We start from the raw sequence: 26173 nt of genomic DNA on the forward strand, positions 1-26173 counted from the left end.
CCATGGCGCCCGGGGGAGATCATCGTTCTCGCGCTGATCACCATTCGCACCTTCCCCGCCCGTCATGAAGCGGCGGCTCCGGGAGTCCCAGCACGGTCGACGACGATCGGGGACTGGTGCCGTCCGGTCACTCGCACCGGACCCCGAGACCTTGACCATCGGCGCGTCACGCGCCGGATTCCCGGCTGTCCCAGGCAGCCGCCTGCCCTCGATTGGGAGAACAGCATCACCACCACCGACTTCGAACGGCTTCTGCGTCCCTCCCCGGGAACCGAAGGCCGCAGCAGTGACCACACCCTCGACGCCACCAGGTCGAGCTCACCCTCGCTGATGATGCTCGTGCTGATCGCCACGCTGGGAGTGCTCGCCTACGCGAGCTTCCTGCTCCGGCCCTCGCACCACGGCGACCTGCTTCCCTTCCTCCTGGTCATCACGGCCGAGACCTGGCTGATCGCCCAGGCGTTGCTCGCCCTGTGGACGATCCTCTCCAGCGGGTACGACGCCCGCGACTTCGCCTACCACGAGGCGAAGCGCAACCTCTTCGACCCGGGCCGCATCCTGACCGCCGGGCTCGAGACCGCCCCGCACCGCTGGCCGATGTCCCTGCACGAGCAGGAGACCTCGGTCGACATCTTCATCACGACCTACGGCGAGGACCTCGCGGTCATCCGCCGGACCGTCGCGGCGGCCCTCGCGATCCGCGGTGAGCACCGCACCCTCGTCCTCGACGACGGCAAGTCCGACGAGGTCCGGGAGCTGGCTCTCGAGCTCGGTGCGGAGTACGTCCGGCGCGAGCACAACGCCGGCGCCAAGGCCGGGAACATCAACCAGGCCCTCGCCATGACCGACGGCGAGTTCTTCGCGGTCTTCGACGCCGACTTCGCTCCCAAGCAGGAGTTCCTGCACGAGACGATGCCCTACTTCGCCACGGACAAGGTCGCGTTCGTCCAGACGCCCCAGACCTACGGGAACCTGCACACGGTGCTCTCCCGCGGGTCGGGCTACATGCAGTCGGTGTTCTACTCCCTGATCCAGTCGGGGAAGAACCGCTTCAACGCCGCCTTCTGCGTGGGCACCAACGTGGTCTTCCGGCGCAACGCGATCGCCGACATCGGCGGCATCTACCAGGAGTCGAAGTCCGAGGACATCTGGACCTCGGTGCTCCTGCACGAGCGCGGCTGGCGCTCGGTCTACACCGGCGCCGTCCTGGCGGTGGGGGACACCCCGGAGACCGTCGAGGCCTACAGCAAGCAGCAGCTGCGCTGGGCCACCGGAGCGTTCGAAATCCTGTTCCGGCACAACCCGTTGAGCCGCAAGCGCAACCTGACGACCGACCAGCGGATCCAGTACCTGACGACCGCCACGTTCTACCTCAACGGCATCGCGCCGGCGCTGCTGCTCCTGGTCCCGCCGCTCCAGATCTACTTCAACCTCACGCCGGTCGACCTGGGCGTGCCCACGAGCACCTGGCTGCTCTACTACGCGGGCTTCTACTTCATGCAGATCGTGGTCGCGCTCTACACGATGGGCTCGTTCCGCTGGGAGACGCTGATGCTCTCCTCGGCGTCGTTCCCGATCTACATCCATGCGCTCTGGAACGCCCTGACCAAGCGCGAGCGGAAGTGGCACGTGACCGGGCGCGTCGGCGCCTCGTCGTCGCCGTTCAACTACACGTTCCCGCAGGCCCTCGTCTTCCTGTTCCTGCTGCTGACCACGGTGGTCGGCCTCTGGAAGGGCCAGGTCACCGGTTCCTTCAGCCTGGCGCTGGTCTGGAACGCCCTGAACACCGTCGTCCTGGGCATCTTCTTGTCCGTCGCCTGGCGCGAGGCGCGGGAGATCCGCGCCCAGGCGCGCCGCGTACGCCGCGGCAAGCGGCGCCTCGCCGCGGCCGCCCCGGCCTCGCCGGCCCCCACGTCCACCACGTCCACCCACCTCGTCGGAGGATCACGATGAACTTCTTCACCCGCCTCAAGTACCTGCTCGGAGGCCTGCTCGTCGTCGGCGCGGTGGCCGTGCTCGCCGCGAACCTGAACACCCGCATCAGCACCGTCCACGAGGTCAGCGCGACGGTGGAGAGTGAGTCCTACACCGTCGGGACGCCCTACTCGGGTGTCGTCGTCAAGCGGAACGTCGACGTCGGCGACCACGTGAAGGCCGGCGAGGAGCTGTTCGTGGTGCAGAGCAACCAGCTGGCTCGCGACCTCTCGGACAGGGCGATCCGGCCGTCCACCTCGCCCTACGACCTCCGCGACCAGAGCAAGCTGGTGGTCCGCGCCACCTCGGCCGGCAAGGTCGCCTCGGTCGCGCCGATCGAGGGCGCCTTCGTCACGGCCAACACGACGCTCGCGCGCATCGAGGAGGCGGGCACCAGCTACGTGCAGGCCGACTTCCGGCTGACTCCCAAGGAGTACGCCCTGATGCGGGACGCCGAGACCTTGACCGTCACGCTGCCCAACCAGCGTGAGGTGGAGGCCCGGATCACCCGGGTCCAGGTGCAGACCGACGGCCAGCAGGCCCAGACCCGGGTGCGCGCCCGGACCCCGGAGCTCGACAACCGCGGGCTCTTCGTCACGGGCACGCCGGTCGGTGCCGAGGTGCGGCTGCGAGAGGACGGCCTGGTCGAGTCGGTCAAGGCGGCTGCCTCCGGCCTGCTCACCCCCGGCGGTGAGACATGAGGAGCCGCAGGGCAGTCATCGCGGTGATCGCGCTGGCCGTGGTCGGCGCGGTCGTCGGCGCGACCGTGCTGGTCGACACCGGCTCCGACACCGGAGGCCGCGCGGCCACCGGCACCTTCGCGTCGTCGCGCACCTCCGGCGGATGGACCCCGGTCGCACGGGAGGCTCCGGAGGACTGGCGGCCCCAGGCCGCCGAGCTGCCGCACGGCGCCGGCGAGCCCGGCACCATGCGCGTCGCGGACGGCCTGGCCCCGCCGACGAACCGGTGGTACTCCGGGATGTTCTTCGGCGACGTTCCGCAGCCCGTGTTCGCGCTGCCGCTCGCGGTGCAGGCGCAGCCCGACGGCGTCATCGTCGGACTGCCCAAGGTGAGCGCGACCGAGCGGACGATCACCGCCCCGTTCGCCCCCGACTTCCGGGTGGGCCTGCCCACCGACGCGTTCGAGGCCACCCGAGCCGACCCGGTGTCGGTCACCGCGGGCTACACCTCCGCCGGCACGCCGGCGGGCAAGCTCCAGCTCGCCGAGGGCTGGCCCTACGCCGCCTACACGGCCGAGCGCGACCAGGCGGTCACCCTGCCCGCAGGGCTCACCGCCCGCGACGGCGGGCAGTGGCTGGGCAGCACGGTCGCCGGGACGACGTACGGCGTCGCGGTCAGCCACGCCGACGGCAGCCACCGGGCCCTGACCGAGCCGCAGGGCTCCCTCGACCTGGCCGCCGGCGAGAGCCTGGTCATCTTCGCCGGAGCCGACGAGGCCACGGCGGCGACCCTGGCCGCGGGCGCCGTGCCGATCACCGGGACCGCGATCGGCTACGCGCTCGACGACGACACGGCCAGCACCCGGCTGACCTACCGCACCGCGCAGCGCCGGCCGACCGTCGTCGCCGCGATGCCCCACCAGCGTGTGCAGGGCTCCGCGGAACCGGTCGCCACCATCGACTCCCTCTACGGTCCCCTGCGCCTGTACCGCGGGCGCACGGTGACCAGCGACGTGCCGGCGATCACGCCGACCGGTGCCCTGGACCTCGGCCGGCTCACCGACGCCGACCGGACCGAGCTCCGCCGCCAGGTCCGGGCCGACGTGGCCGAGGCCCTCGCCGCACCCGCGCCCCCGACCGACACCTACTTCGGCGGCAAGCAGGTCTACCGGCTCGCGCAGCTCGAGCAGGTCGCCGAGGCATCGGGAGCGAGCAAGGCCGCCGCGAAGGTGCGCCAGCGCGCAGTGGCCGTGCTCGACGACTGGCTGAAGGAGTCCGACTCCTGTGCCGCCGGCTCCACGAAGTGCTTCTTCTACGACACCGCCTTCCGCGGCGTGGTCGGGCGTGAGGCCTCCTTCGGAGCCGACGAGTTCAACGACCACCACTTCCACTACGGATACTTCCTCGCCGCCGCCGCCCTGGTCGGCCAGGACCACCCTGAGCTGCTGCAGCGGTGGCGCTCCACGCTCACGGCGCTGGCCCAGGACATCGCCTCGCCGGTCGCGAGCGAGCAGCTGCCCGCGCTGCGCAGCTTCGACCCCTTCACCGGGCACTCGTGGGCCTCGGGCACCTCGCCCTTCGCCGACGGCAACAACCAGGAGTCGAGCTCGGAGGCGGTCAACGCCTGGAACGGGCTCGCGCTCTGGGCCCGGGCGGACGGGCACGACCAGCTGGCGCGGCAGGCCACCTGGCAGCTCAGCCTGGAGTCCGCCGCAGCCTCGGCGTACTGGCTCCAGCCGGAGCACCTGCCCCAGGGGTTCGACCACCCGTTCGTCTCCCTGAACTGGGGAGGCAAGCGTGAGTGGGCGACCTGGTTCAGCGCCGAGCCCTCGGCGATCCTGGGCATCCAGCTGCTGCCGATGCCGCCGGTGTTCGACCAGGCCGACGTGGACCCCCGGCGCGTGCGCGCCAACCTGGCGGACACCACCGCCCAGGGGTACGACACGATCTTCGGCGACTACCTGACGATGTACCTCGCGATGGCGGACCCGAAGCGGGCCCTGGCCGTGGGCCGGCAGCTGCCGGACTCCGCGATCGACGACGGCAACTCGCGCAGCTACCTGCTCGCGTGGCTGCTGGCGCACGCCCGGGCCGCCGGCTAGCAGCGAGCCCCGGGCCGGCAGCCGTCCGCAACGGCCCGGGGTCGCTGCGGACGGGTGCCGTTGTCCCTAGAGTGGCCTCGTGGCGGACAACGGCGGCGACTACTACGCGACGTACCTCCCGCTGCTGGCGATCCTGGTCGTCGGTGTGCTGCTGGTGGGCGCGATGTTCGGGAGCAACCGGCTCCTGCGGCCCTCGCACGCCACCGCGGAGAAGCTGCTGACCTACGAGTGCGGCGTCGACCCCGTCGGCGAGGGCTGGGCGCAGACCCACGTGCGCTACTACGTCTACGCCTACCTCTACGTCATCTTCGCCGTCGACGCGGTGTTCCTCTTCCCGTGGGCGACCGTGTTCGAGGTGCTCGGCTGGGCGAGCGTGGCGGAGATGGGCATCTTCATCGGCTTCATCGCCGTCGGCCTGCTGTACGCCTGGCGCACCGGGGTGCTGGCATGGACGTGAACCTGGGCATGCCCGAGGTGCGTCCCGCCGGCGACGCGCAGCCGTCGCTGGGGGCGCTGCAGCGGCTGGCGCCGAAGCCGGCGCGCTACGTGCTGAACTGGGGCCGCAAGTACTCCCTGTGGGTGTTCAACTTCGGCCTCGCCTGCTGCGCGATCGAGTTCATCGCGACCTCGATGGCGCGCCACGACTTCATCCGGCTCGGGGTGATCCCGTTCGCCCCGGGGCCCCGGCAGGCCGACCTGATGGTCGTCTCCGGCACCGTCACCGACAAGATGGCGCCGGCGATCAAGCGGCTCTACGAGCAGATGCCCGACCCCAAGTACGTCATCTCGTTCGGCTCCTGCTCGAACTCCGGCGGCCCCTACTGGGACTCCTACTGCGTCACCAAGGGCGTCGACCAGATCATCCCGGTCGACGTCTACGTCCCCGGCTGTCCGCCACGGCCCGAGGCGCTGCTCCAGGGGATCCTGAAGCTGCAGGAGAAGATCGACGGCGAGTCGCTGACCGAGCGCTACCGGGCCACCGACGCGGCCTCGGTACGCCGCGGCCTGGTCCTGCCGCCGGACCGGCAGCTCGAGCTGCCACCCGGCCAGCCGGAGACAGGACCCGGGCTGTGAACGGCGTCCACGACCACTGGCCGGGACGGGTCCGGGCGGCCTTCGCCGACGACTTCGCCGACCAGGCCACCCTCGACGAGGGGTTCGGGCCGCTCGCGGTCGACGTGCCGGCGGAGCGCTGGGTCGAGGCGCTCACGCTGGTGCGCGACGACCTCGACTGCACCTTCTTCGACTTCCTCACCGCCGTGGACGAGCTCGACGAGGGCTTCCGGCTGGTCTGCCACCTCGCCGACCACCACCCCCGGCGGCGGGTCGAGCACCTGGTGGTGCGGACGCTCGTGCCCCGGGCCACCCCGGTGATCGCCTCCGCGGTCGAGGTCTTCGCCGGCGCCCGCTGGCACGAGCGGGAGACCCACGAGATGTTCGGCATCGACTTCACCCTCGACGGGCAGGTGCTGGCGCTCGACAAGCTGCTGCTGCCCGAGGAGTTCGAGGGGCACCCGCTGCGCAAGGACTTCGTGCTCGCGTCCCGGGTGGCCAAGCCGTGGCCGGGCGCCAAGGAGCCGGGCGAGAGCGGTGACGTGACGCACGAGCCGGCGGCCACCCGCCGCCGGACCCGGCCGCCGGGGGTGCCCACCCCGGACGAGTGGGGCCCGCACCCGCCCAGGGGCAGCGATGACTGACTGGGTCGACCTCGGCGTCCGGCTCGCCCTCGTGCTGGCGGCGTTCCTCGTGGTGCCGCTGCTCGTCGGGCAGGTCGAGCACAAGGCGATGGCCCACATGCAGGGCCGGGTCGGGCCGATGTACGCCGGCGCGTTCCACGGCTGGGCGCAGCTGGTCGCCGACGGCGTGAAGTTCGTGCAGAAGGAGGACGTCGTCCCGGCCGCGGCCGACCGCACCGTCTTCAAGATCGCGCCGGCGGTGGCGCTGCTGCCTTACCTGGTCGCGCTGCTGGTGATCCCCGTCGGTCCCGGGCTGGTCGGCCAGGACCTCGGCGTCGGGCTCTTCTTCGTGCTGGCGGTGATGGGCGTCGGCGTGATCGGCAGCCTGATGGGCGGCTGGTCGAGCGCCAACAAGTTCAGCCTGCTGGGCGGCATCCGGGTGGCGGCCCAGCTGATGGCCTACGAGCTGCCGTTCGTGCTGGCGGCGGCCTCCGTCGCAATGGCGGCCGGCACCCTCTCCCTGACCGGGATCGTGCAGGCCTGGGAGCCGTGGTGGCTGCTGTGGCAAGGGATCGCCGCCGTGGTCTTCTTCGTCGCCGGCCTCGCCGAGGTGCAGCGCCCGCCGTTCGACATGCCGGTCGCCGACGCCGAGATCGTCTTCGGGCCCTACACCGAGTACGGCGGCCTGCGCTTCGCGCTGTTCATCCTCGCGGAGTACGCCGGCATCGTGGTGCTCTCGGCACTGACCACCGTGCTGTTCCTCGGCGGCTGGCACGGCCCCTGGGAGGACCAGCTCGGCTGGTTGTGGACACTGCTGAAGGTCCTCGCGGTCTCCTTCGTGGTGATCTGGGTCAGGGTCGCCTACCCGCGCCTGCGCGAGGACCAGCTGCAGCGGTTCGCGTGGCAGGGCCTCGTGCCGCTGGCGCTGCTGCAGCTCGCGATCACGGCCGTGGGAGTGGTGGCATGGTGAGCGTCCCCGGATCCGGTCTCCTCAAGGGGCTCGCCGTCACGCTGCGGCAGATGACGCGGCGCTCGGTGACCGCGCACTACCCCGACGCGCTGCCCGAGCTGCCGCCGCGCTCGCGGGGCGTGATCGCGCTGATCGAGGAGAACTGCACGTCGTGCATGCTGTGCGCGCGGGAGTGCCCGGCCTGGTGCATCTACATCGACTCGCACAAGGACGTCATCCCGGCCACCACCGAGGGTGGCAAGGACAAGACCCGCAACGTCCTGGACCGCTTCGCGATCGACTTCTCGATCTGCATGTACTGCTCGATCTGCGTCGAGGCATGCCCGTTCGACGCCCTGCACTGGAGCCCCGAGTTCGAGTACGCCGAGCTCGACATCCGCGAGCTGACCCACGAGAAGGACCGGCTGCGCGAGTGGATGTGGACGGTGCCGCCCCCGGTGGCGCTGGACCCGCACGCCGAGCCGGCCAAGGAGATCGGCGTCGCGGAGAAGGCGGCCGTCCGGCGGCCGACGGCACCGGGGGATCCTTCGTGACCTGGGTCGGGGTGCTGTTCTGGCTGCTGGCCGCGGTCGCCGTGGTCTCGGCCCTGCTGGTGGTCACCACCCCGCACCTGGTGCACGCGGCGCTGTGGCTGGTCGTCACCCTGGGCGCCGTGGCCGGGGTCTTCCTGCTGCTGGCCGCCGAGTTCGTGGCCTGGGTGCAGGTGCTCATCTACGTCGGCGCGGTGGTCGTGCTGCTGCTCTTCGCGCTGATGCTCACGCGGGCGCCGACCGGCCCGCAGACCGACCTCACCGTGGCGCGGGTGCTGCCGGCGGCGCTCGTCGCCGGCCTGGTCGCGGTGCTGCTCGGCACCACCGTGGTCGCCGGCTTCCGCGACCTGCGCATCGACCTCGACCAGGCCGTCGTCGGGTCGGCGGAGGTCACCGGCGAGACGCTGTTCCGGCAGTGGGTGCTGCCGTTCGAGGTGCTCAGCGTGCTGCTGCTCGCCGCCCTGGTCGGCGCCATCGTGCTGTCCCGGCTGCGCAGTGGGGACGGTGAGGACTGATGCCGCTGTGGTGGCCGCTGCTGCTGGCCAGCCTGCTGTTCGCGATCGGCGTCTACGGGGTGCTGGCCCGCCGCAACGCGGTGCTCGTGCTGATGGGCGTCGAGCTGATGCTCAACGCGGTCAACATCAACCTCGTCGCGTTCGACGCCCACCTGCGCGACGTCCTGCACGGTGGCCAGACGCTGGCGCTCTTCACGATCGTGATCGCCGCCGCCGAGGTCGGCCTCGCGCTGTCGGTGGTGCTGCTGGTGTTCCGCACCCACGGCCACATCGAGCTCGACCTGCTCCGCGACCTCGCCGACCGCGACCCCGGCGCACGAGCCGGTCACGGCCCGGCCGACCACCCGTCCGACCACCTGGCCGACGGGCCGGCCGACCGCGGGGTGGCCCGGTGAGCTGGGCCGTCCTCGCGGTGCTGCTGGTGCCCTTCGTCGCGGCGGTCCTCACCCTGCTGGTCGGGCACTCCTCGGAGACCCTCTCGCGCGGCATCGCGGTCGGCGGCTCCGCGCTCGGCCTCGGCATCGCCGTCGTCGTCGCCGGCGCCCACCTCGGCGCCGCCGCGCCGCTGGTGCACTCGTTCGTCTCCACCGACGCGATCGGGCAGCCGGTCTCGCTGGCGGTGCAGGTCGACCCGCTGGCCGCCTTACTCCTGCTGCTCGCCGGGATCGTCGCGTTCCTCGTCCAGGTGTACTCACTGGGCTACCTCGCCGAGGACCCCCGCTACCCGTCGTACGCCGCGCTGGTGGCGGTCTTCACCGGCGCGATGTCGACGGTGGTGGTGGCCGACGACCTGTGGATGCTGCTCGTCGGCTGGGAGCTGATGGGGGCCTGCTCGTACTTCCTGATCAGCCACCACTGGGAGCTCGCCGACGCCCGGGCCGGCGCGGTCAAGGCGTTCCTGATCACCCGGACCGCCGACCTCGGCCTGCTGTTCGCGATCTTGGTGCTCGGCGACCGGTTCGGCACCTACCGGATCACCGGCGTGCTGGACCAGATCACCGCCGCGGCGCTGCCCCGCGACGAGCTCTGGCTGCCGGCGCTGCTGGTCGCGGTGGCGGTGATGGGCAAGTCGGCGCAGTTCCCCTTCCACACCTGGCTGCCGGACGCGATGCCCGGTCCCACCCCGATCTCCGCGCTCATCCACGCCGCCACCATGGTGGCCGCCGGGGTCTTCCTGGTGGCCCGGATGTACCCGTTGTTCCTGTCCGCCCCGGCCGGGCTGACCCTGCTCGGCCTGACCGCCGCGTTCACGATGCTGCTCGCCGCTCTCTACGCGCTGGTCACCGACGACCTGAAGCGGGTGCTGGCCTGGTCGACGGTCAGCCAGCTGGCCTACATGTTCGGCGCGCTCGCGGTGGGTGCCTGGTCCGCGGCGGTGCTGCACCTGCTCGCCCACGGCGCGTTCAAGGCACTGCTGTTCCTCTCCGCGGGGTCGGTCGTGCACGCCGTCGGCTCCACGTCGATGGAGCGGATGGGCGGGCTGCGCGAGAAGCTTCCGGACACCTTCGTGGCGATGACGCTCGGCTTCGGGGCGCTGGCCGGGGTGGTGCCGCTGGTCGGCTTCTTCACCAAGGACGCGGTCATCGGCGGGGTGATCGAGGAGCTGCGGGACGGACGCCTGGTGTGGCCCTGGGTCGGCTGGCTGCTGCTGGTCAGCATGGTGCTGACCGCGATGCTGACGATGGCCTACTCGCTGCGCGCCTGGCTGCTGGTGTTCTTCGGTCCCGAGCAGCCGGCCGCGCTCGCCGGGCAGACGGCGGAGCGGTCGCCCGTGCACGAGCCGCCCGCGTCCATGCGGGTCCCGCTCTACCTGCTGCTGGTGCCGACGGTGCTGGGCGGCCTGGTCGTGGTCGACCCGGCCGCGCTGCTCGGTCCCACCCACGACGAGGTGCTCGTGCACGGGGAGGAGTCGCTGGTGATCAGCGTCCTGCTCGCGCTCACCGCGGTGGTCGTGCTCTGGCTGCGGCAGCGGCGCGGCCGGCAGCCGTGGCGCCACCTGGCCGTCCCGCACCCGCCGGTCGACCAGATCTGGGACCGGGGGATCGTCCGGCCGGTGCGGACGATGGCGCGGGTCGTGCGGGCCGGTGACCGGGACGTCGTCGAGGCGTACGCCGACGGGGCCGGGGCGTCCGCGCGCGGCCTCGGGTGGCTGCTCCGGCTGGGCCAGAACGGCAACGTGCAGAGCTACGTGATGGTGCTCGTCGTCGGCGCCGCGGCGGTGGCGGTGCTGGCCGGGGTCGCCGGATGAACGCGTGGCTGCTGGACGGGCTGGTCGCCCTGCCGGTGCTGTGGGTGGGGCTGACGGTGCTCGCCGCCCGGCGCAGCGACCGGGCCGGGACCGTGGTGGCCGCCTGGGGCGCCGTCGCCGTGCTGGCCTGGTCGGTGGCGACGGTGCTCGCCACCGCCGGCGACGGGCTCGCCGACCGCCCCGTCGACGTCGCCTGGGTGGAGGCCGTCGGGATCCGCTGGCACCTGGGCCTCGACGCGATCTCCTCGCCGCTGGTGCTGCTGACCACGCTGGTGCTCGCCTGCGCGTTGATCTCCCTGGTCCGCCGGCCACCGGCGGGCGGGTCGACCGCCCCGCTCGCCGCGCTCCTGCTGCTGATCGAGGCCGGCGTGCTCGGCAGCTTCCTGGCCCTGGACATGGTGCTGTTCTTCGCCTTCTTCGAGGTCGCGCTGATCCCGATGTGGTTCGTGATCCGCCAGTGGGGCGACCCGCACGACCCGGCCGGCCGGCTGCGCGCCGCGACCCGGTTCCTGGTGTTCACGGTGCTCGGCTCGGCGCTGATGCTGGTCGGCTTCGTGCTGGTGCGGGCGGAGGCGGGCACCTTCGACATCGTCCGGATCGCCGCCGGCTACCACCCCTCGGGCACCACGGCGGTGCTGGCCTCGGTCCTCGTCGGGCTCGGCCTGGCGGTGAAGACCCCGCTGTGGCCGCTGCACATCTGGCTGCCCGACGCGCACTCCTCGGCGCCCACGGTCGGGTCGGTGGTGCTCGCCGCGGTGCTCCTCAAGCTCGGCACCTACGGGCTGCTCCGGTTCTGGCTGCCGGTCACCGACCCCTCGTGGGAGCTGCTCGTCCCGGTGGTCGCCGGCCTGGCGGTGGTGGGCATCGTGTACGCCGCGCTGGCCTGCCTCGCGCAGACCGATCTGAAGCGGCTGATCGCCTACTCCTCGGTCGGCCACATGGGCTTCGTCGTGCTGGCCGCCGCCACCTTCACCGTGGGTGGGGTGCAGGCGGCCGTCTTCGCCAGCGTGGCGCACGGCCTGATCACCGGACTGCTGTTCTTCGTGGCCGGAGCCGTGAAGGACCGCTACGGCACCGGCGACCTGCGCCGGCTGTCCGCGCTCTACGGCCGGGTGCCGCACACCGCGGCGATCCTCGCGTTCGCCGCGATGGCCTCCCTCGGGCTGCCCGGCCTCGCCGGCTTCTGGGGCGAGATGCTCGCGATCCGCTCCGCCGTCTTCCCGGCGACGGCGCTGCCCCGCGACACCTACGTGGTGCTCGCCGTGCTGGCGGCGTTCGGCGTGATCCTCACCTCGGCGTACTTCTTGTCGCTGCTGCGAACCCTGCTCCAGGGCGTCCCCGACCCCGACACCGCACCGGCACCGGTCGCGGAGCCGGTGGCGGGGCCGGTGGCCGACGTGAGCGGCTGGGACTGGATGGTCTGGGGGCCGCTGATCGTGCTGACCGTGACCCTCGGTGTCGCTCCCGGCCTGCTCCTCGGTCCGGTGGCCGAGGCCGCCCCGTCGTTGCTGGGCAGCCCGTGAGCGGCCCGCTCGTGCAGTCCGTCGACTGGCTGGCACTCGCGGCCCCGGTGACCCTCGCGGTGGCCGCCGTGCTCGTGCTGCTCCTCGACGCCTTCGGGGGCCGCTCGGGCTCGCCGGCGGCCCGGCTGCTGCCCACCACGCTCACGCTCGTCGCTCTCGTCGTCGCCGCGGTCCCGGCGGCCCGGCTGTGGAACGACCCGCGCAGCACCTTCTGCACCGGTGGTGCACTCGAAGGGCCGGCGTCGTGCTCGTTCGCGGTCGACCGGTTCACGCTGGTCTTCTGGGGGTGGTGCTCTTCGGGACCGCAGTGGTGGCCCTGCTCGGCACCGCGGCGGTGCCCGAGCGACGCACGCCGATGGGGGAGTGGTGCTTCCTGCTGCTCTGCTCGGCCACCGGGGCGCTGAGCATCGCCGCCGCGCGGGACCTGGTCACGATCGTGGTGTCGCTGGAGGTGGTATCGCTGCCCGCGTTCGCGCTGGTCGGGCTGCGGCAGCATGACGCCCGGGCGGCGGAGGCGGCGGTCAAGTTCCTGCTGGTCTCGGTGGTCTCCACCGCCGTCACGCTGCTCGGCATCTCGCTGCTGTACGGCGCCACCGGGTCGGTCCACCTCGACGGGCTCGCCCGCGGCGTGGCCGTCGCTCCTGGGCTCGACGGCGTGCTGGCCGCCGGGGCCGTGCTGACCGTCGTCGGGCTGGCCTTCAAGGTGGCGGCGGTGCCCTTCCACATGTGGGTTCCCGACACCTACGTGGGGGCGCCGGTCGCGGTGGCGGCGTACCTCTCGGTCGTCTCCAAGGCGGCCGGCTTCGTCGGGTTGATGCTGGTGCTCGGACGCGGGCTGCCCCAGCTGGCGCACGTCTGGTCGCCGGTTCTCGCCGTGATGGCCGCGCTGACGATGACGGTGGGCAACGTGCTGGCGCTGCGTCAGGACCATGCGGTCCGGCTGCTGGCCTGGTCCTCGGTCGCGCAGGCGGGCTACATGCTGGTGCCCTTCGGTGCGGTGGCCGTCGCCGGGGACGTGGCGGGCGCGTTCGGTGCCTCGATGGGCTACCTCGCCGTCTACGCGTTCGTGAACCTCGGGGCGTTCGCCGTGGTGACGGTGGTCGGCACGCGGCATCCGCGGCAGCGGCTGGCCGACTACCGCGGCCTGGTGGGCGAGGAGCCCGGGGTGGCCTGGCCGCTGGCGTTCGCCCTGGTGGCGCTGGCCGGCCTGCCGCCCGGGGTGGTCGGGCTGCTCGCCAAGGTGATCGTGTTCGACGCGGCCTCGGGGACGCCCTGGCTAGTCGTGGTGATGGCGCTCAACGTGGCGATCGGGCTGGTCTACTACGTCCGCTGGCTGGCCGAGCTGTTCCGGCCCGCGGCGACCGAGGGCGCGTCGACGTACGACGTGCCGAACGGGGTGGCGGTCGCGGTCGGGATGACCTTCACCGCGGGGCTGCTGTTCTCGGTGCTCCCCGGCTGGCTGCTCGACCCGGTGCTCGGGGCGCTCGGCTGAGCCCGCCGAGCGCCGGCAGTCCCCGCCTGGTCACCAGTCCGAGGGCAGCTCGTCGCGCAGGTCCTCGGGCACCAGCGAGGCCATGGCCCGCCGTACGCCGGTGACCACGGTCCCGGCCGCGAACAGGTCGGTGGCGGAGCGGTCGCGCTCCTTGCGGATCTCCTCGACGAGCTTGCCGACTGCGGCGTCGGCCTCCTGCAGCTCCTCGGCGCCGGCGGTCTGACCGCGGACCGACCTGAGCACCTCGGCCATGGCGAGCAGCGCGTGGGCGGCGTACGGGCGCAGCCGCGGCCCGAGCGCGGCTTCGTCCCGCTCGGCCCGCTCCCGGTCCACGACCAGCGAGGTCATGTCCTCGATCAGGAAGGCGACGTGCTGCAGCGACCGGGACTGCTGGTAGCGCAGCTCGGCGGTCTCGCTCCACCGCCGCGCCCGCCAGTTCGCCCGTCGGGCGTCGGTGGCGTGGCCGATCACCTTCTGCATCTCCTCGGTGGTGGGCCGGATCGACTTCTGCCGGTGGTGCCACTGCTCGGAGGTCAGCGGCTCCTCGTGCAGCAGCCCCTCGGCGAGCTCGTCGAGCTGGGCGGCGAGCAGGCCCCGCAGGCGGCTGATCGAGTCGGCCATCGGGGTGAGCGCCAGCGGCGGGAAGGCCACGTTGACCGCGATCCCGACGCCGGCGCCGAGCCCGGTGAGCCCGAGGTACGCCGCGGTGTAGTCCACCGCGTCCTGGCGGCCGATGATCAGCACGAAGAGGCCGGTGATCGGCACCCAGGCCGCCTTCGCCCCGAACCAGCGCAGCCCGGACAGCACGGTGCCGATGCCGACGACGATGCCGATGTCGACCACCACCGGGAGGTCTGTCAAGCGCACCGAGAGCGCCAGGAGGGCGCCGACCAGGATGGCGGCCAGCCCGGTCATCGTCTCGCGGATCGACCCGGCGACCGTCGTGGTCACCGCGATCACGGCGCCGAGCGGTGCGTAGTAGGGGTACTGGTCGGCCACGCCCCACAACGGCTGCACGAGCAGCCACGCGATCGCCGCCGCCAGGGCGGTCTTGACCGACATCAGGACGTGCTGGGTCCATCCCACTGGTGCGCCTCCGGTGCATCCCTCCCCCGTTGCGGTCCCCATGGACCGCAACTCTCCTCAGAGCGGCATACCCGACCGGCCCGCTTCGCACACGTCTGTCCGGACAGCCGGAACTGTCCAGCAGCGCGCCGCCGCTGGCGCGCGGGCGCCCGCCGGGCGAGTCAGCGGTAGTCAGCGGTAGTTGGTGAACTGCACCGCGAACTCGTAGTCCTGGCCCTTGACCAGCGCGATGACCTCCTGGAGGTCGTCGCGCTTCTTGCTGGAGACCCGGAGCTCGTCGCCCTGCACCTGCACCTTGACGCCCTTGGGTCCCTCGTCGCGGATCAGCTTGCCGACCTTCTTGGCGTCCTCCTGGGAGATCCCCTCCTTGAGGGTCACCGAGATCTTCGACTCCCGGCCGGACTGGCGGGGATCGCCGGCCTCGAGGACCTTCAGCGACTGGTTGCGCTTGATCAGCTTGTCCTTGAACACGTCGAGGACGGCGCTGGCGCGGTCGTCGGCGTTGGCGGAGATCTCCACGCCGTGCTCCCCGGAGCGGGTGATGCTGGCGCCGGTGTTCTTGAAGTCGAAGCGCTGGCTGATCTCCCGCTGGGTCTGGTTGATGGCGTTGTCGATCTCCTGCTGGTCGAGCTTGCTCACGATGTCGAACGACGAGTCAGCCATGGTGTCGGTCCTCCCCACGCCTGCTCCCAGGCGGATTTAGTCAGCGAGTCGGGCTGCGCTATTCTTTCGTGTCGTTGCGCCGGGCACCAATCGGCGCTGCACGGCAGGTTGCCCGAGCGGCCAATGGGAGCGGACTGTAAATCCGTCGGTGTATACCTACGCAGGTTCGAATCCTGCACCTGCCACAGTTCCAGGACGGAGCCCCGGTCAGCGCGAGCTGGTCGGGGCTCCGTCGTTCTCCCGAGCTCATCCCTGCGAGACGATGCGGTCCGGCCCTCCCCGGGTGGACCGTGGATGCAGACGCATCGTCGAGGCCAGGGAGGCTGACATGAGTGAGATGCGACAGCAGCAGACGCAGCCCACCGGGGCTGCCGCACGGGTGCCCACGCAGCGGCGTGCTACACCGCCCCAGGAGCCGACCGTCTGGGCCGGGTGGGTGCTCTTCGGCGCGATGATGATGATCCTGCTCGGGGCGTTCCAGGCGATCGCCGGCCTGGTCGCGCTGTTCGACGACGGCTACTACGCCGTGAACAGCGACGGGCTCCTGGTCCACGTGAGCTACACGGCGTGGGGCTGGGTGCACCTCGGCCTCGGCGTGATCGCCCTCGCCGCCGGCTTCGGGCTGATGCGAGGCGCGATGTGGGCCCGGATCCTGGGTGTCGGTGTGGCGATGGTGAGCGCGATCGTGAACCTCGGGTTCCTGGCGGCCTTCCCGCTCTGGGCGATCACGATGATCGCTCTGGACGTGGTGGTGATCTACGCCATCACCGCTCACGGGAGCGAGGTCAGGGACGCGGTGTCCTGAGGGAGGACCATCGGCCCGCGCGAACGGGACCAACCGACGCGGTGCCCGACCGGTCCTGCTCCTAGCGTCGGTGGTGCGGAGCCCCGAGCGGGGAGGTCCGCAGGACCTCGCCCGAGAGGGGAAGCGCGATGGCCACCGGCACCACACCCGTCCGAACCCACGACGCCGCCGCGAGCGAGCGGGTACGCCCCGCCGCTCGCGGCTGGTGGCTGCTGGTGCTCGGCGCCGCGCTGCTCGGCATCGTCGGCACGATCTGGCAGACCGTCGAGCGGATCGCCTTCGAGTCCGGGTCGCAGGGGCCGTCGTTCTGTGAGATCTCCTCGGTGGTCTCCTGCAGCAGCGTCTACGCGCACTGGCAGTCCTCCGCCCTGGGAGTCCCGAACTCGCTGGTCGGGCTGCCGGTCTTCGCCATCCTGGCCTCCGGGGCCGCCTCCGCCCTGCTCGGGTCCCGGCTCTCCCGGGGCTACCTGCGGCTGGTCCTCGGGCTGGCGCTGTTCATGACCGGCTTCGCCACCTGGTACATGCAGCAGACCGCCTTCGACATCGGCTCGCTCTGCGTCTTCTGTGCCGCCTCGCTGGCCCTGATCATGCTGGCCGGGCTCGGGCTGGTCCGGATCGCCGCGGCCGAGGCGGCGCTCGGGTCCGGCCGGACCGGCCGGACGGTGGCGGGCCTGGTGGACGCCGGGCTCGACATCGCGCTGTGGGTGGCGCTCGGCCTCGGGGTCGCGACGATGCTGGTGCTGGGACTCGGGTGAGGCCCGCCGGCGGCCGGGCGGACCGGACGGGACCGGTGAGGGCGGGTGGTGGTTCCGCCCTCACCGGCCCGCTCGCCGGTGCCGTCCGGTGCCTTCCGGCGCCGTCCGGTCGTGCTCCGGGTCGCCGGGCCCGGGGCGCTACCGGGAGATGTACATCCGGGAGAAGGTGGGCATCCCCCGGACGTTGTCGTTCGCCATGCCGCCGACCTTGGAGCCGTGGATCATCGCCACGCCGCCGTACCCGGTGACGACCGCCGGGTAGTAGGTGCTCTCCATCTTCTGGTCGAAGTCACCCCACGCCTTGATCGCCTCGGCGGGAGTCAGGGTGTCCAGGATCCGGTCCTGCTCGGCGTCCATCTCCTTGACCTTGAAGTTGGCCGGGTTCGGCATGCCCTCGAGGCCGACCAGGTCGCCGGACCACTGGGCCGGGAACCAGGTGGTCCCTGACGGCCAGTCCGAGCACCAGCCGCTGGAGCGGACGTTGATCGGGCTGTTGTAGTCGGTCCGGTCGGTGCGGATCGTCTCGGTGGTGGAGGCGATCGGGGTGGCCTTGAAACCGCCCGCCTCGAGACCCTTGACGATGGCGTCCTTCGCGGCGATCGACTGGTCGTCGTCGGTGGCGTAGAGGAACTTGATCTCGAAGCCCTCGGCCCCGGCCTCCTTCAGCAGGGCCTTCGACTTCGCCGGGTCGGTCGTCTGACCGTCCTGGCCGTCGAGGGCCTGGTACTCCTTGCGACCGGCGGTGCCGGGCGGCAGGATCGCGGTGCCCGGGACGCGGGTGATGCCGACGAGCTCACCGGCCGCCTTCCACGCGTCCTGGTAGGGGTAGGCCCAGCCCAGCGCCTGACGGACCTTGAGGTCCTTGATCTTGGTCATGTCGAGGAACCACATGAACGTGCACGGCTGGGTGCCGGTCACGAGACGGTCCTTGTCCTGGGAGATCTGCCGGTAGGAGGCCGCGGTCACGTTGTCGTAGGTGAGCGTGGTCTGCGCCGAGCCGGTGTCGTTGATGATCACGTTCTCGAGCTTGGCGGTGTCCTGGGCGAACTTGAAGTCCCACCCGTCGACGGCCTGGATCCGGCCGGGGTCGGTCGCCGGGTCCCAGTACTCGTTCTTCTCCAGAGTCAGGCTCGCGCCTGCCTTGTAGTCGGCGAACTTGTAGGGCCCGGTCGCCAGCGGGTGCTGGCCGTAGGTCTGCGGGTTGTCCTTCGCCTCGGGGATCGCGGTGAACTGGGGGAACGAGGCGTAGTAGTCCATGTCGGAGAACGGACGGCGCATCGTGATGGTGATGTCGTTCCCCTTCACCTGCACCCCCTTGTAGGCGCCCTTGTCGGAGAACGGGCCCTTGTACGTGTCGCCGTCGAGGAAGAACGTCGTGTTGTACGTCGGGCCGTCCGGCAGCTCGGCGATCGCGAAGGTGCGCTTGATCGCGTACGCGACGTCCTCGGCCTTGACATCGGTGCCGTCCTCGTACTTCAGGCCGTCGCGCAGCGTGAAGGTCCACTCGGTGTTGTCCTCGTTGGGACGGCCGAGGTCGGTGGCCAGGTCCGGGATCAGCTGCATGTCGTCGCTGGTGGGGTCGTAGACGAACTGCGTGAGCGAGCGGGTAACCAGGTCGGACAGGATCGCGGTCGAGTCCGTGTAGTAGGCCTGCGTCGGGTCCAGGGTGCTCGGCGCGACCGAGGTCAGCACGGTCAGCCGGCCGCCCTCGCTCGCTCCGTCCGGCACCGCCATCGGCGCCTGGGCCTCGGCGTTCTTGGCCGAGCCGGCCGCGCCGCCGGCCCGGAACGACTGCTCCGTCCCGGGGTCGTCGCCGGAGCCGCTTCCCCCGCAGGCGGCGAGCGTCATCAGCGCGGTCGCGGCCAGGGTGGCCACCACCCCGCGACGTGATCGTTGTGTCATCAGATCTCCTAACCGTTGAACAACGTCTAACTGGTTAGGAGTCCAACATAGGAAAAGGTCACGATTCAAGGCACAATCGCCTTGTGCACTGGATCGAGATGGAGGGCGTCAAGCTCCCGAAGCGGCTCGGCGGCCACGCCGCGCTGGACTTCTGCAACACCTGGGCGGGATGGGGCGAGAAGTCCGACGCGGATGACGACAAGCGCGAGTGGCTCCGTGACTACGACGTGCTGGCCACGTGGTCCAGGTACGCCGACCTGGTCGATGACGCGCAGCTCGCCGGGCTCCGCGAGCAGGCCGCGCGGCAGCCGCAGAAGGCCGCGGAGGTCCTCGTCCGGGCGAGGCGGTTGCGCACGCTGGTCCATGACGCCGTGACCGACCCCACCGACCCGGCCGTGCTCTCGACGCTCGGCGTCGAGATCCGCCGCGCGGGAGCCGTGGTCGAGCTCGTTCCCGGCCCGGCCGGGCGGGTCCGGTGGTCGCTGACGGGGCGGGCCGGACTGGACCTGCCCGTGCTCGCGGTCGCCTGGTCGGCGGCGGGCCTGCTCACCTCGGCCGAGGTGACGAAGGTCGGTGCGTGCCCGGGGGTCGACTGTGGCTGGCTCTTCCTCGACACCCGGGGCGGCGCCGCTGGTGCGACATGGCAGCGTGCGGCAACCGGGCGAAGGTAGCCGCACATGCGCGGCGCAGCCGCGAACGTCCCAGCGCCGCAGCCGTGTGACCGCGACGGCTGGACTGCAGCAGCCGGGCTAAACTTCAACAACTTGTTGAGTTTCGCCGGAAGGGGTCCGATGACACGGCGTCACACGGAGGGCGGCCCGGGAGTGCTGGTCGTCGGCGCCGGCCTCGCCGGGCTGGCCTGCGCCCGGAGGCTGGTGGCTGCCGGGGTCGACGTCCGGGTGCTCGAGGCCTCCGACGGGGTGGGTGGCCGGGCCCGCACCGACCGGGTGGACGGGTTCCTGCTCGACCGTGGCTTCCAGGTGCTCAACACCGGCTACCCCGAGCTGCGGCGGGTCCTGGACCTCGACGCGCTCGACCTGCGGTTCCTCGACCCTGCGGTGCGGGTGGCCCGCTCCGACGGGATCCTCCGGCTGCCGCACCCGCTGCGGGACCCGGCCGGGCTGCCGACGGTCCTCACCTCGCCGCTGGCCGGGGTGGCCGGCAAGCTCTCGCTCGGGGCGTACGCCGGCCGGACCGCCGTGCTCCCGGTCGACCGGCTCCGGCGTCGCGACGACGTACCGGGGCCGGACGCGTGGCGCCGCGCCGGCGTCCCGCAGCAGGTGATCGACGACGTGCTCGTGCCGTTCTTCTCCGGCGTGGTGCTCGAGCGCCGGCCGACGACGTCGCGGCGCTTCCTCGACCTGATGTTCCGGATGTTCGTCCGGGGCCGCTCGGCCGTGCCCGCAGCCGGGATGCAGCAGATGGCCGAGCAGCTCGCCGCCGCGCTGCCGCCCGGCACCGTCCGGCTGGAGACGCCGGTGCACCGGGTGCTCCCCGACGCGGTGGGCACCGGCGACGGCGAGGTCGGCGCCACCGCGGTCGTCGTCGCCACCGACGCCTGGACCGCGCACCGGCTGCTGCCGGAGCTCGGCGAGCCGCCGGCTGCCCGCGGCGTCACGACCTACTACCACGCGGCACCGCGGTGGCCCGGGCGCTCGGCCTCGCTCGTCGTCGACGCCGTCGCCGGCTCTCCGGTGGCGAACAGCGTCGCCCTCAGCGAGGCCGCCCCGTCGTACGCACCTCCCGGCCGGGTCCTGGTCTCGACCTCGGTCGTGCACGGACCGGCCGGAGCACCCGCCCTGGGCGAGGAAGAGCTGCGCGACCACCTGTCCCGCCTGCACGAGACCAACACGGCGCAGTGGGAGCTGCTGCGGACCTACGAGGTGCCCCGGGCGCTGCCCGCGATGCCGGCGCCGCACCCGATGCGGCGCCCGGCGGCGGTCCGCCACGAGGGCGGTCTGGTGTTCGTGGCCGGCGACCACCGCGACACGAGCTCGCTGCAGGGGGCGCTGGTCTCCGGCCGGCGGGTGGCCGACGCGGTGCTGGCCCGCCGGCTCGCTCAGCCGAGCCCGTCGACGTAGGCGACCACCCGGTTGAACAGCGTGGTCGCCGCGGCCGGATCGGTCCGGCTCGGCGCCGGGTCCTCCGCGAGCTCGTAGAGCAGCGGCCCGGCCTCGGCGACGCCCGCGGACTGGGCGACCTGGGCGCACACCCGGGAGGCGTCGCGGACCGCCCGCGGGTCGATGCTCCACACCGACTCGAAGATCCGGTGCCGGTCGGGGACCGTGGTCTGCCCGGGCAGCTCCCACGCGGTCAGCACCGCGGGCAGGTCGGGCGCGTCGCAGACCACCGCCCACTCGCGTCGCATCGGGGCGTCCTCGGGGAGCTGCACGCGGATCACCCGCTCGCCCGGGGCGCTCGGCGTGGTGAAGTCGCCGAGAGCCATCGCGGAGCGGGCCACCCGGGCCAGCTCCTCCCAGCGGGCGGCCGCGGGGCGGTAGTAGCGCTCCTTCTGGAAGGCGCCGAAGATCGTGGCCCGCTCGGCCCGGGCGCAGCACTCGTCCTCGATCGCCCAGGAGAGCGCGAGCAGCGTGGACTTCTTCAGCCGGTGCGTGGCCAGGTGCGGGTGCCGGCGCCGAAGCTGGGCGAAGACCGAGGGGCTGCCGGGTGCCTGGGACGCCGCCGCCTCGGCGATGGCGACCTCGAGCCGGATGCCGGCGTCGCGGCGGCGCAGCACGTGCTGGACCAGCTCGACGTCGCTCTCGGCGTAGCGGCGGTGCCCGCTCTCCAGCCGGTGCGGCTCGGGGAAGCCGTGCCGCGTCTCCCACATCCGGATCACCGCAGGGGTGAGGCCGGTGCGGCGGGCCAGGTCGCCGATCGTGAGATGGGCGGGCCCTTCCTCTTGCGTTTCTGCCCTCGTTGTGGTCACCCTGGGATCGTAAACCTAAACAACCCGTTTAGGAAAGTGTTGAACTGAGCAGGAGTTCCCCATGACCGAGACCCACACCCCCGCCTCCCGCGACGACCAGGTGGTCGACTGGACCGACCTCGGGCGCGAGATGTGGTCGTTCCTCACCGGACGGCAGGCAGCCATCAACTACCGCTTCATCGACATGCACGTCGAGGTGCCCCGCGACACCGGCGCCGACGCGCCGCGAGCCACCTGGAAGCTCGACGGCACCCTGCAGATCACCACCCAGGACGCCACCATGGGTCGGGGCTGAGCCGTGACCACGCAGTTAGGGCAGCCAGGGCAGCTGAGGCAGCCGGGGCAGCTCGAGCACCTCGACGTCCGCGCGGACCTCGACCTCGAGGTCGAGGTCCCCGGCGGCGGGCCGGTCCGCGCCACCCTCCGCGGCTCGGGCCGGCGGCTCGACCTCCGGGTCGACTCGCCGGCCGCCTTCGCCGGTCGCGGGGACGCGCCCACCGTGCGGGCGATCGCCGACGGCCTCGCCCGGCACGGGCTCACGGTCAGGGTCTCCACCGGCAGCACCCACCTGATCACGCTCGGCGTCGCACGCAGCCCGTGGTGGCACCGGCGGCTCACCGGCTCCGCGCACATCCGGCTCGGCAGCGCCCGCGGTCTCTGGACCTCGGCGAGGTCGCGGGCCCGCAGCGTCGACGAGCCGGTGCTGCCGGACCTGACGCTCACCCCGCCGGGGACCACGCTGCCGCTGCTGCCCACGTTCCTGCGCCGCCCGTACCGCCGGCCCACCACCACCCACGCCCAGGCAGGGGGCGGCGACCCGCGGCTGGTGCTCGCCCCCGGTGAGCACCCCTGGCCCGGGGACCGGCAGCCGTTCTTCCGGCTGCGCAGGAAGGTCACCAGCATCGGCAGCGGCGAGCACTGCGACATCCGGCTGCCGGGACTGGCCGAGCGGCACGCCGAGATCGTCCACGACGACCGCGACGAGTACGTCGTCGTGGCCCACGACCCGGACACCCGGGTCAACGGGGAGCGGATCGGCAGCGCCCTGCTCCGCACCGCCACCCGGCTGGAGGTCGCCGGCTGGACCCTCACCTTCTCCCGGCAGGAGCACGCCGACCACGGTCGGCCGTACGGTGGGCGTGTGGGCGGCGAGGCCGGCCACCAGCGTTCCCAACCATCACGTCCCGCGGCCCGTGGCCCGGAATCGGAGATCAAGTGACCAACGACCAACCGGTGCTCGTCGCCGGCGCCTCGGGCTTCGTGGGACGGCGGCTCTGCCAGGCCCTCGAGGACGCCGGCCACGAGGTCCGGGCGATGACCCGCCGGGTCGAGCGGTACGCCGGCCCCGGGACGGCCGTCTACGGCGACGTGCATGACGCCGGGAGCCTCGACGAGGCGATGGCCGGCTGCGGTGCGGCGTACTACCTCGTGCACTCGCTGGACTCGCCCGACTTCGAGCGCCTCGACGCGGCCGCCGCCACCGCCTTCGGCGCCGCCGCGGGCCGGGCGGGACTGGAGCAGATCATCTACCTCGGCGGCCTGGGCAAGGAGCTCGACCAGCTCTCGGCCCACCTGCGCAGCCGCCGCGAGGTGGAGGGCCTGCTCGGGACCGGCGGCGTCCCGGTGACCGTGCTCCGGGCCGGGATCGTGGTGGGAGCCGGCGGCATCTCCTGGGAGATGACCCGCCAGCTCGTCGCGCACCTGCCGGCGATGGTGACGCCGCGCTGGGTGAACACCCGGACCCAGCCGATCGCGGTGGACGACGTCGTCCGCTACCTCGTCGGCGTGCTCGGCCACCCCGACGCGGTCGGCCGGGTCTTCGAGGTCGGCGGCACCGAGGTGCTGCGCTACTCCGACATGCTGCGCCGGGTGGCCCGCATCGAGGGCCGGCCGCTGACCATCGTGCCGGTGCCGCTGCTCACCCCGGGTCTGTCCTCGCGGTGGCTGTCGCTGGTCACCGACGTCGACACCCAGACCGGCCGCTCGCTCGTGGACTCGATGACCAACGAGGTGATCGTCGAGGACGACTCGATCCGCGACGTGGTGCCCTTCGAGCCGCTCAGCTATGACGACGCCGTCCGGCTCGCGCTGGCCGAGCGCCGTGAGGGGGCCTGAGGTGGCGCGGTGGCAGGAGCTGCGCCTGCGGCTCGGCGCCGCCCTGCCGATGCCGCTGAGCCACGTGGTCCCGGTGGCGCACGCCGAGACCGACCAGGTGGTCCGGCACCGCCAGCGGGTCGTGGCCGCGGTCTCGGTGGCCGGCGCGGCCGCCCTCGGGGCGTCGCTGTCCACCAGCCCCGGCTCCAAGAGGTTCTACGGCGCCACGCTGTCCGTGGCCGGGGTCTGGGTCGCCGGCGGCCTGCTCTCCGGGCCGCTGCACCTGGGCTGGATCCAGGCCCGCGACCAGCGGCTGCGCCGTCCCGTCGTGACCCCGGTGATCACCGGGGTCGGCGCCTTCGGCTTCTTCTACGCCTGCGCGTTGGTGGCGCGGCGGATCCCCGTGCTCGACGAGGCGATCTCCCGGGTCCTGGTCTTCGCCGAGGAGGGCGACGAGCCGCTGGTGCTGCTCACCACGCTCGCCAACGGGCTGGGCGAGGAGATCTTCTTCCGCGGCGCGCTGTACGCCGCCCTCGAGGACCACCCGGTGGTCGCCTCCACCGCCGTCTACGCGCTGGCCACCACGACCACCCGCAACCCGGCGCTCGTGCTCGCCGCGGGCGTGATGGGGTCGCTGTTCGCGCTCCAGCGCCGTGCGACCGGGGGGCTGCAGGCGCCCGCGATCACCCACGTCACCTGGTCCACGCTGATGGTCCGCTACCTGCCGCCGCTGTTCCGTCACGCCCACGGGGAGGCCCGCCGATGACCGGCCGACTGCTCGACTCCGCCCTCGACCGCGCCGTCGTCCCGGGCTACACCCGCATCGGCTACTGGCTGCGCCGGCCGGGCTGGCGCACCGACGACCCCCGTCCGGGGTCCATGGCCGGCAAGCGGGTGCTGGTCACCGGGGCCAACTCCGGCCTCGGCAAGGCGGCGGCGATCGGCCTCGCGCGCCTCGGTGCCACGGTGCACCTCGTCGTGCGCAACGAGGAGCGCGGGAAGGCCGCCCTCGCCGAGCTCCGCAGCGAGCTGCCGGCGGCCGAGCTGCACCTCGAGGTCTGCGACATGTCCGACCTGGCCGCCGTACGACGGTTCGCGGGGGTGCTGCTCGACCGGCTGGACCGGATCGACGTGCTCGTCCACAACGCCGGCGCGCTGCCTCCCGAGCGCACCCAGTCCGTCGACGGCCACGAGGTCACCGTCGCCACCCACGTGCTGGGCCCGCTGCTGCTCACCGACCTGCTGCGACCGCTGCTGGCCGGTCACGCGGCCCGGGTGGTGCTGGTCTCCTCGGGCGGCATGTACACCCAGAAGCTGCCCGTAGACGACCCCGACTACGAGCGCGGCGACTACCGCGGCACCGTCGCCTACGCCCGCTCGAAGCGGATGCAGGTGGCGCTGGCGCCGCTGATGCAGAAGCGGTGGGCCGAGGACGGGGTCACCGTGCACGTGATGCACCCCGGCTGGGCCGACACCCCGGGGGTGGCCTCGTCGCTGCCGCTGTTCCGGACCCTGACCCGCCCGCTGCTGCGCGACGCCGCCACCGGCGCGGACACCATCGTCTGGCTGTCCGCCACCGAGCCGGCACCGCTCGGAGGCCGGTTCTGGCAGGACCGCGCCCCGCGGCCGGAGCACTACCGATCATCGACCCGGGAGACCGAGGAGGAGCGGATGCGGATGTGGACCTGGGTGCTGTCGGCGGCGGGACTCTCATGAGCGGCGGCCGCCTCCGCCGGCTGCTGGGCGTCGCCGGCGCAGTCGCCGGCACCGCCGGGGTCGGCGGCCTGGCCAGCCAGGACGTCAGCTCGCAGTGGTACGCCGACCTCGACAAGCCGCCCTTCCAGCCGCCGGGCGCGGCCTTCCCGGTCGCCTGGACCCTGCTGTACGCCGACATCGTGCTCGCCTGCGCGCACGCCCTCGACCGGCTCGACGGGCCGGAGGCCACGCCCGGGTCCGCCGCGGAGGCCACGGCGTACCGGCGCGCGCTGGCGGCGAACCTGGCGCTGAACGCCGGCTGGTCGTGGGTGTTCTTCCGCTCGCACCGGCTCGGCCCCGCCGTCGGGGTGGCCGGCCTGCTCACGCTCAGCGGGGCCGACCTGGTCCGGCGCACCCACCGCGTCTCGCCGGCCGCGGCGGTCGCGCTCGCGCCCTACCCGGCGTGGTGCGCCTTCGCGACCGTGCTCTCGGCGGCGATCTGGCGCCGCAACCGCTGAGGCCGCCGGAGACAGC

At 72.6% G+C, this 26173-nt stretch carries 29 protein-coding genes and 1 tRNA gene; 26 read left to right on the top strand and 4 right to left on the bottom strand.

Annotated elements, in window-relative coordinates:
* Positions 1-333 precede the first annotated feature (333 nt).
* From H9L09_RS11790 to H9L09_RS11850, 14 genes are all read left to right on the top strand, one after another.
* Complete coding sequence (locus H9L09_RS11790; protein WP_223164011.1) at positions 334-1953, top strand: glycosyltransferase; 1620 nt, start codon at positions 334-336, stop codon at positions 1951-1953.
* Positions 1950-2675 carry an efflux RND transporter periplasmic adaptor subunit gene (locus H9L09_RS11795; RefSeq protein WP_187577149.1) on the top strand — a complete coding sequence of 242 codons (726 nt, stop codon included), beginning with the start codon at positions 1950-1952 and terminating at the stop codon, positions 2673-2675. The genes H9L09_RS11790 and H9L09_RS11795 overlap by 4 nt, the downstream gene beginning before the upstream one ends.
* A complete protein-coding gene (locus H9L09_RS11800) occupies positions 2672-4756 on the top strand; it encodes a glycosyl hydrolase (protein ID WP_187577150.1) in 2085 nt (694 codons plus the stop codon). Before H9L09_RS11795 ends, H9L09_RS11800 begins: the two co-directional genes overlap by 4 nt.
* Before the next feature lie 79 nt (positions 4757-4835).
* Positions 4836-5213, top strand: a complete 378-nt coding sequence (locus tag H9L09_RS11805) for an NADH-quinone oxidoreductase subunit A (RefSeq protein WP_246455979.1) — start codon at positions 4836-4838, stop codon at positions 5211-5213.
* Complete coding sequence (locus H9L09_RS11810) at positions 5204-5830, top strand: NADH-quinone oxidoreductase subunit B (protein ID WP_246455980.1); 627 nt, start codon at positions 5204-5206, stop codon at positions 5828-5830. The genes H9L09_RS11805 and H9L09_RS11810 overlap by 10 nt, the downstream gene beginning before the upstream one ends.
* Positions 5827-6453 carry an NADH-quinone oxidoreductase subunit C gene (locus H9L09_RS11815; RefSeq protein ID WP_187577151.1) on the top strand — a complete coding sequence of 209 codons (627 nt, stop codon included), beginning with the start codon at positions 5827-5829 and terminating at the stop codon, positions 6451-6453. Before H9L09_RS11810 ends, H9L09_RS11815 begins: the two co-directional genes overlap by 4 nt.
* The gene (gene nuoH, locus H9L09_RS11820) at positions 6446-7402 is read left to right on the top strand and encodes an NADH-quinone oxidoreductase subunit NuoH (protein ID WP_187577152.1); all 957 of its coding nucleotides are present in this window, start codon (positions 6446-6448) and stop codon (positions 7400-7402) included. The genes H9L09_RS11815 and nuoH overlap by 8 nt, the downstream gene beginning before the upstream one ends.
* On the top strand, positions 7396-7935 hold the full coding sequence (locus H9L09_RS11825; RefSeq protein WP_187577153.1) for a NuoI/complex I 23 kDa subunit family protein: 540 nt from the start codon (positions 7396-7398) through the stop codon (positions 7933-7935). The genes nuoH and H9L09_RS11825 overlap by 7 nt, the downstream gene beginning before the upstream one ends.
* Positions 7932-8447 (top strand): NADH-quinone oxidoreductase subunit J family protein, encoded by a 516-nt coding sequence (locus H9L09_RS11830; protein ID WP_187577154.1) that lies wholly within the window; start codon positions 7932-7934, stop codon positions 8445-8447. The genes H9L09_RS11825 and H9L09_RS11830 overlap by 4 nt, the downstream gene beginning before the upstream one ends.
* Positions 8447-8842, top strand: coding sequence for an NADH-quinone oxidoreductase subunit NuoK (gene nuoK, locus H9L09_RS11835; RefSeq protein WP_187577155.1), 396 nt, complete (start codon positions 8447-8449; stop codon positions 8840-8842). The genes H9L09_RS11830 and nuoK overlap by 1 nt, the downstream gene beginning before the upstream one ends.
* On the top strand, positions 8839-10695 hold the full coding sequence (locus H9L09_RS11840; protein WP_187577156.1) for an NADH-quinone oxidoreductase subunit 5 family protein: 1857 nt from the start codon (positions 8839-8841) through the stop codon (positions 10693-10695). Before nuoK ends, H9L09_RS11840 begins: the two co-directional genes overlap by 4 nt.
* Positions 10692-12218, top strand: a complete 1527-nt coding sequence (locus H9L09_RS11845) for a complex I subunit 4 family protein (RefSeq protein WP_187577157.1) — start codon at positions 10692-10694, stop codon at positions 12216-12218. The genes H9L09_RS11840 and H9L09_RS11845 overlap by 4 nt, the downstream gene beginning before the upstream one ends.
* On the top strand, positions 12215-12622 hold the full coding sequence (locus tag H9L09_RS21625) for a hypothetical protein (RefSeq protein ID WP_223164012.1): 408 nt from the start codon (positions 12215-12217) through the stop codon (positions 12620-12622). The genes H9L09_RS11845 and H9L09_RS21625 overlap by 4 nt, the downstream gene beginning before the upstream one ends.
* Positions 12508-13710: an NADH-quinone oxidoreductase subunit N gene (locus H9L09_RS11850; protein WP_223164013.1), complete on the top strand. Its 1203-nt coding sequence runs from the start codon at positions 12508-12510 to the stop codon at positions 13708-13710. The genes H9L09_RS21625 and H9L09_RS11850 overlap by 115 nt, the downstream gene beginning before the upstream one ends.
* Positions 13711-13740: 30 nt before the next feature.
* On the opposite strand, the gene H9L09_RS11855 is transcribed toward H9L09_RS11850, so the two are convergent.
* Together H9L09_RS11855 and H9L09_RS11860 are read right to left on the bottom strand one after the other, a co-directional pair.
* Positions 13741-14772: an aromatic acid exporter family protein gene (locus tag H9L09_RS11855; protein ID WP_187577158.1), complete on the bottom strand. Its 1032-nt coding sequence runs from the start codon at positions 14770-14772 to the stop codon at positions 13741-13743.
* A gap of 195 nt (positions 14773-14967) precedes the next feature.
* Complete coding sequence (locus H9L09_RS11860) at positions 14968-15459, bottom strand: YajQ family cyclic di-GMP-binding protein (protein ID WP_187577159.1); 492 nt, start codon at positions 15457-15459, stop codon at positions 14968-14970.
* 102 nt (positions 15460-15561) lie between these two features.
* Between H9L09_RS11860 and H9L09_RS11865 the strand changes: the two genes are divergently transcribed.
* The 3 genes from H9L09_RS11865 (at position 15562) to H9L09_RS11875 (ending at position 17019) form a co-directional block, all read left to right on the top strand.
* A tRNA-Tyr gene (locus H9L09_RS11865) sits at positions 15562-15644 on the top strand.
* Between the two features lie 143 nt (positions 15645-15787).
* Positions 15788-16264, top strand: a complete 477-nt coding sequence (locus H9L09_RS11870) for a DUF7144 family membrane protein (RefSeq protein WP_223164014.1) — start codon at positions 15788-15790, stop codon at positions 16262-16264.
* Positions 16265-16392: 128 nt separating this feature from the next.
* A complete protein-coding gene (locus H9L09_RS11875) occupies positions 16393-17019 on the top strand; it encodes a vitamin K epoxide reductase family protein (RefSeq protein WP_187577160.1) in 627 nt (208 codons plus the stop codon).
* A 138-nt stretch (positions 17020-17157) separates the two neighbouring features.
* Here the strand turns inward: H9L09_RS11875 and H9L09_RS11880 are convergent, their stop codons facing one another.
* A complete protein-coding gene (locus tag H9L09_RS11880) occupies positions 17158-18921 on the bottom strand; it encodes an ABC transporter substrate-binding protein (RefSeq protein ID WP_187577161.1) in 1764 nt (587 codons plus the stop codon).
* 83 nt (positions 18922-19004) lie between these two features.
* Here H9L09_RS11880 and H9L09_RS21630 point away from each other — a divergent pair, with 83 nt between their 5' ends.
* From H9L09_RS21630 to H9L09_RS11890, 3 genes are all read left to right on the top strand, one after another.
* The gene (locus H9L09_RS21630) at positions 19005-19592 is read left to right on the top strand and encodes an ABATE domain-containing protein (RefSeq protein WP_223164015.1); all 588 of its coding nucleotides are present in this window, start codon (positions 19005-19007) and stop codon (positions 19590-19592) included.
* Positions 19562-19642 (top strand): hypothetical protein, encoded by an 81-nt coding sequence (locus H9L09_RS22805; RefSeq protein WP_425491729.1) that lies wholly within the window; start codon positions 19562-19564, stop codon positions 19640-19642. The genes H9L09_RS21630 and H9L09_RS22805 overlap by 31 nt, the downstream gene beginning before the upstream one ends.
* 70 nt (positions 19643-19712) lie before the next feature.
* Positions 19713-21002, top strand: a complete 1290-nt coding sequence (locus H9L09_RS11890; protein ID WP_187577162.1) for an NAD(P)/FAD-dependent oxidoreductase — start codon at positions 19713-19715, stop codon at positions 21000-21002.
* On the opposite strand, the gene H9L09_RS11895 is transcribed toward H9L09_RS11890, so the two are convergent.
* Positions 20981-21850, bottom strand: coding sequence for a DICT sensory domain-containing protein (locus tag H9L09_RS11895; RefSeq protein ID WP_187577163.1), 870 nt, complete (start codon positions 21848-21850; stop codon positions 20981-20983). The genes H9L09_RS11890 and H9L09_RS11895 overlap by 22 nt on opposite strands.
* A 61-nt stretch (positions 21851-21911) precedes the next feature.
* On the opposite strand from H9L09_RS11895, the gene H9L09_RS11900 reads away from it, so the two are divergent.
* From H9L09_RS11900 to H9L09_RS11925, 6 genes are read left to right on the top strand one after another with little or no spacing between them, the layout of a single operon-like run.
* Positions 21912-22145: a hypothetical protein gene (locus tag H9L09_RS11900; protein WP_187577164.1), complete on the top strand. Its 234-nt coding sequence runs from the start codon at positions 21912-21914 to the stop codon at positions 22143-22145.
* A 3-nt stretch (positions 22146-22148) separates the two neighbouring features.
* Entirely contained in the window at positions 22149-23069 is a 921-nt protein-coding gene (locus H9L09_RS11905; RefSeq protein WP_187577165.1) for an FHA domain-containing protein, read from the top strand.
* Entirely contained in the window at positions 23066-23965 is a 900-nt protein-coding gene (locus tag H9L09_RS11910) for an NAD(P)H-binding protein (RefSeq protein WP_223164016.1), read from the top strand. The genes H9L09_RS11905 and H9L09_RS11910 overlap by 4 nt, the downstream gene beginning before the upstream one ends.
* A gap of 1 nt (position 23966) precedes the next feature.
* Positions 23967-24710: a CPBP family intramembrane glutamic endopeptidase gene (locus tag H9L09_RS11915; protein ID WP_223164017.1), complete on the top strand. Its 744-nt coding sequence runs from the start codon at positions 23967-23969 to the stop codon at positions 24708-24710.
* A complete protein-coding gene (locus H9L09_RS11920; protein WP_187577166.1) occupies positions 24707-25660 on the top strand; it encodes an SDR family NAD(P)-dependent oxidoreductase in 954 nt (317 codons plus the stop codon). Before H9L09_RS11915 ends, H9L09_RS11920 begins: the two co-directional genes overlap by 4 nt.
* Entirely contained in the window at positions 25657-26157 is a 501-nt protein-coding gene (locus tag H9L09_RS11925) for a TspO/MBR family protein (protein ID WP_187577167.1), read from the top strand. The genes H9L09_RS11920 and H9L09_RS11925 overlap by 4 nt, the downstream gene beginning before the upstream one ends.
* Positions 26158-26173: the final 16 nt, after the last annotated feature.

The organism is Nocardioides mesophilus (genome assembly GCF_014395785.1).
GTDB lineage: Bacteria > Actinomycetota > Actinomycetes > Propionibacteriales > Nocardioidaceae > Nocardioides_B > Nocardioides_B mesophilus.

Coding starts and splice junctions, on each gene's coding strand:
- H9L09_RS11825 (WP_187577153.1), top strand. CDS start 7,396: ATGGTGAGCGTCCCCGGATCCGGTCTCCTCAAGGGGCTCGCCGTCACG.
- H9L09_RS11870 (WP_223164014.1), top strand. CDS start 15,788: ATGAGTGAGATGCGACAGCAGCAGACGCAGCCCACCGGGGCTGCCGCA.
- H9L09_RS11860 (WP_187577159.1), bottom strand. CDS start 15,459: ATGGCTGACTCGTCGTTCGACATCGTGAGCAAGCTCGACCAGCAGGAG.
- nuoK (WP_187577155.1), top strand. CDS start 8,447: ATGCCGCTGTGGTGGCCGCTGCTGCTGGCCAGCCTGCTGTTCGCGATC.
- H9L09_RS11795 (WP_187577149.1), top strand. CDS start 1,950: ATGAACTTCTTCACCCGCCTCAAGTACCTGCTCGGAGGCCTGCTCGTC.
- H9L09_RS11900 (WP_187577164.1), top strand. CDS start 21,912: ATGACCGAGACCCACACCCCCGCCTCCCGCGACGACCAGGTGGTCGAC.
- H9L09_RS11800 (WP_187577150.1), top strand. CDS start 2,672: ATGAGGAGCCGCAGGGCAGTCATCGCGGTGATCGCGCTGGCCGTGGTC.
- H9L09_RS11890 (WP_187577162.1), top strand. CDS start 19,713: ATGACACGGCGTCACACGGAGGGCGGCCCGGGAGTGCTGGTCGTCGGC.
- H9L09_RS11925 (WP_187577167.1), top strand. CDS start 25,657: ATGAGCGGCGGCCGCCTCCGCCGGCTGCTGGGCGTCGCCGGCGCAGTC.
- H9L09_RS11920 (WP_187577166.1), top strand. CDS start 24,707: ATGACCGGCCGACTGCTCGACTCCGCCCTCGACCGCGCCGTCGTCCCG.
- H9L09_RS11845 (WP_187577157.1), top strand. CDS start 10,692: ATGAACGCGTGGCTGCTGGACGGGCTGGTCGCCCTGCCGGTGCTGTGG.
- H9L09_RS11790 (WP_223164011.1), top strand. CDS start 334: ATGCTCGTGCTGATCGCCACGCTGGGAGTGCTCGCCTACGCGAGCTTC.
- nuoH (WP_187577152.1), top strand. CDS start 6,446: ATGACTGACTGGGTCGACCTCGGCGTCCGGCTCGCCCTCGTGCTGGCG.
- H9L09_RS11875 (WP_187577160.1), top strand. CDS start 16,393: ATGGCCACCGGCACCACACCCGTCCGAACCCACGACGCCGCCGCGAGC.
- H9L09_RS11810 (WP_246455980.1), top strand. CDS start 5,204: ATGGACGTGAACCTGGGCATGCCCGAGGTGCGTCCCGCCGGCGACGCG.
- H9L09_RS11880 (WP_187577161.1), bottom strand. CDS start 18,921: ATGACACAACGATCACGTCGCGGGGTGGTGGCCACCCTGGCCGCGACC.
- H9L09_RS11855 (WP_187577158.1), bottom strand. CDS start 14,772: ATGTCGGTCAAGACCGCCCTGGCGGCGGCGATCGCGTGGCTGCTCGTG.
- H9L09_RS22805 (WP_425491729.1), top strand. CDS start 19,562: ATGGCAGCGTGCGGCAACCGGGCGAAGGTAGCCGCACATGCGCGGCGC.